We start from the raw sequence: 2980 nt of genomic DNA, 5'->3' as shown, positions 1-2980 counted from the left end.
GGGCGCGCCACGCCGGCACCCTCGATGCGCCCGCGGCTCTTTGCCAATGACGGCGGCACGCCGCGGCCAGACGCTGGATTCCTGGGCTTCGACGCGGGGCGGGGCAGCGGCACGGCGCCGCGCGGGGCGCGGCCTGCCGGGCGGCGCGAAGGCTGACAGACCGCGTCTCGAATGCGCCCGGTGGCGCATTCCGAAGTCCGGTGCCCACATTCCTGGGCGGTGCCTGAACGCCGCCGAGGCTGACGCCCGCATCGCGAGACCAGCGCGCGATCCGACGCGGCGGGTTCCGTTCTCTACTGGAGCGAGGTCGGGCCGGGTGGAGCCGCCGCGTGCTTCCCGCACCCGCCCTGACCTGCTCCGCGAGCAGTCGTGCCTGGGCCAGGATATCCGAGCGGGGGACTCCATCCGCTCGCATTGTGCTCGAGGTCGGCGCCGCACCAGGCCGTGGCGCCGCGCCGGGCGTTGTTAGGCCAAAGGTGGTCATGCCCCGAGTTGGCGGACCGTCACGCCCTTCCAGGCGATTTCAGTGCGGCCGGCGCAGCCCTGCGATTCGCGCAGAAACCTGTCCGGGGCGTGCCGGGCTATTCCGCGGCCAGGGCCTGCGGCAGCGCGTCCGGATTGCGCAGCTGCACCAGGGTGAAGATGCCGGCCGGCGGGCAGGGTTCCATGCGCTCGACCGCGGTGACCTCGGGGTCGAGCAGGTCGCGCAGGGCGAAATCCGGGTGCCAGCCGAGGCGGCGCGACAGCGGCGCCATGGCGCGCTCGACCCACCAGCGCGGCCCGCCCTCGGCGGCGAAGTGGTTGACGAACAGCAGGTGGCCGCCCGGGCGCACCACGCGCGACATCTCGGCGAACAGCTTCTTGGCGTCCGGCACGACCGAGGCGGTGAACATCGCCACCGCGATGTCGAAGGATTCGTCCGCGAAGGCCATGTGCTCGGCGTCCATCTCGAGCAGGCCGCGGACATTGGCCAGGCGCTCGGATGCGACGCGTTCCTTGGCCTTCTCGAGCATCTCGCGCGAGAGGTCGATGCCGACCACCTGCAGGTCGCGGCGATAGAGCGGCAGGGCGAGGCCCGTGCCCACGCCCACTTCGAGCACGCGCGGCCCGGCCAGGCGGTTTACCGCGGCGACGGCGCGGCGGCGGCCGAAGCCCGACACGCCACCGAAGACGGTGTCATAGACGCCGGCCCAGCGGCGATAGGCCTCGCGCACGCTGTCGGCATCGAGCGCGGCGCGCGCATGCCCGCGTTCCTCGGCCCCCTTGGCCATTCCGATGTCAGCCATCGAACCCCTCATGCGCGGTGCCGGTCACGGCGGCCGCGAGGCAGGCGCGCCCGATCCCGGACCCGCAAGGCGCCTCGCTAGACCAGTGGCGGCCGCGGCGCAAGCGCGGCCTCGCGCCCGCGTGCATTGTCGTCAGGGCGTGCCTTTCCGGGTGCGGTCCGGCAGTGCCACCAGCAGGCCGCCCACGGCGATGACGACCATGCCGAGCAGGGTCACGAGGTCGGGGAAATCCGCGAAGACCAGCATGCCCGCCAGCACCGCCCAGATCATCTGCGTGTAGGACATCGGCGCCAGCAGGCTGACCGGCGCGCGGGCGAAGGCCAGCACCATGAGCCCGTGCCCGGCCCCGCCCAGGATGCCGAGCAGCACCAGCGCCCCCCAGCCGCCGCTGGTCGGCCAGGTCCAGGCGGTGGGCAGCACGGCGGAGGTGACGATCGCGGCGGCCAGACTCGTGTGCAGGATGGTGGTCCGCGGGTCGTCGATCGACGCGAGCTTCCGCGTCAGAATCTGGTAGACGGCAAACAGCGCCGCAGTGCCGAGCGGCAGCAGCATGGCCCAGTGCACCGGCTGCCCCGCAAAGAGGAAGGGCGGGCGCAGCAGCACCACCACGCCGAGCAGCCCGACCACCACCCCGGCCCAGCGCCGCCACCCCACGCGTTCCTTCAGCCAGACCGCCGCGAGTGCGACCGTGAGCAGCGGCGAGGCGAAGCCGACCGCGGTCGCGTCGGCCAGCGGGATATGCACGAGAGCGGTCGTGAACAGCCAGTTGCAGGCAGCGAGGATGAGGCTGCGCAGCGTCTGCAGCCCCGGCGCGCGCGACCGCCAGGGCACGTGCCCCGTGGCGATGCGCAGCGCGATCGCGACGGTGACGAAGCCAAAGATGAAGCGCGCCCACATCACCTGCGGCACGGCGTAGTGCGCCGTCAGCAGTTTGATGATGGTGTCCATGACGACGAAAGTCGCCAGCGCCGCGAGTTGCAGCGCCACCCCGGCCAGGCGCGATTGCATGTTGTGCGCAGCATCGCCGCAATGAACGGGCGGCGGAAGTCGTCATTGCGGCGCCCCGGCCCTGCGCGCCGGTCGGGGCTGCGGTCCTCGCGCCGGCGGGCGACGCGCCGCCGATGATTGAGCCGATCGTGCTGAGCGCGATCCGCGATCCGCGAGCGCGACTGCGCGACCGTGGCCAGACCCTCAGTCGCGCCCGGCGCACTGGTGCGTGGCGCGAAGGCAATGCGGCGGGATGGTGACCGTCCGCGATTGAGGACAAACGACAAGCGGATCGCGCCCCGCGCGATCCGGGAGCGCGACTGCGCGACCGCGCCCAGACCGTCAGTCGCCGCCGGTGCGCCAGTGCACGGCGCGAAAGCCAAGCCGGCAGATGCCGGCGCCCGGCGCTTGAGGGCGAAAAAAGACCCGGATCGCGCTTCGCGCGATCCGAAAAAGACCTACGCCGCGTCCTCGCGCCGATCCCGCGGCTTCACATACGCCAGCGCGGCATGTTCGGCGCAGTACGGCTTGCCGGCCATCGGGTCGCCGCCGCAGAAGCGGAAGCTCTGCGTGCCGGGTTCGCCGAGCGGCCAGCAGCAGGACCGCGCGCCGATGCGCGGCCGTGCGCTCGGGAACGACCGCACCACCGGCGGCGCGCTGGCCTGCGGCGGCGGGGCGGGCGGCGGCGCCTGGCGCAGCACGGGCGG

Annotated in this window: 3 protein-coding genes; all 3 read right to left on the bottom strand. The window is 73.0% G+C overall.

Annotated features, from left to right (window positions below):
- Positions 1 to 581: 581 nt before the first annotated feature.
- Positions 582 to 1286 (bottom strand): class I SAM-dependent methyltransferase, encoded by a 705-nt coding sequence (locus HW578_RS24870; protein WP_198373384.1) that lies wholly within the window; start codon positions 1284 to 1286, stop codon positions 582 to 584.
- A gap of 132 nt (positions 1287 to 1418) precedes the next feature.
- Entirely contained in the window at positions 1419 to 2294 is an 876-nt protein-coding gene (locus HW578_RS24865) for a DMT family transporter (protein ID WP_198373383.1), read from the bottom strand.
- A 437-nt stretch (positions 2295 to 2731) separates the two neighbouring features.
- A partial coding sequence (locus tag HW578_RS24860) for a GcrA family cell cycle regulator (RefSeq protein ID WP_232479261.1) occupies positions 2732 to 2980 on the bottom strand: 249 nt, incomplete at its 5' end.

Origin of the sequence: Roseomonas rosulenta (genome assembly GCF_016106005.1) — a bacterium.
Classification (GTDB): Bacteria; Pseudomonadota; Alphaproteobacteria; order Acetobacterales; family Acetobacteraceae; genus Neoroseomonas; species Neoroseomonas rosulenta.
This window is presented reverse-complemented; position numbering and strand designations above follow the sequence as displayed.